The organism is Phormidium sp. CCY1219, assembly GCF_035615515.1.
In the GTDB taxonomy this organism is placed as follows: domain Bacteria; phylum Cyanobacteriota; class Cyanobacteriia; order Cyanobacteriales; family Laspinemataceae; genus CCY1219.
Genome location: NZ_JAJENT010000045.1, coordinates 1 through 332, shown reverse-complemented (window position 1 = coordinate 332; position 332 = coordinate 1). Strand labels below are relative to the sequence as shown.

Genomic DNA, 332 nt, shown 5'->3' with positions numbered 1-332 from the left:
TTGGCGATCGGGGGCTGGCTGACCGGCACCACCTTCGTTACCTCCTGGTACACCCACGGATTGGCCTCCTCCTACCTAGAAGGAGCCAACTTCCTTACCGTGGCCGTTTCCACCCCCCCGAACAGCTTGGGACACTCCCTGCTTTTCCTGTGGGGACCGGAAGCCCAAGGAGACTTCACCCGCTGGTGTCAACTGGGCGGACTATGGACCTTCGTGGCCCTGCACGGAGCCTTCGGCTTGATTGGCTTCTGCCTGCGCCAGTTGGAAATCTCCCGTCTGTTAGGGATTCGTCCTTATAATGCCCTGGCCTTCACCGGACCGATCGCGGTGTT

Annotated in this window: 1 pseudogene; it reads left to right on the top strand. The window is 60.5% G+C overall.

From position 1 onward, the window contains the following. Positions 1-332 (top strand): annotated as a pseudogene (locus LKK83_RS31845) (photosystem II D2 protein (photosystem q(a) protein)); the annotation flags it as partial.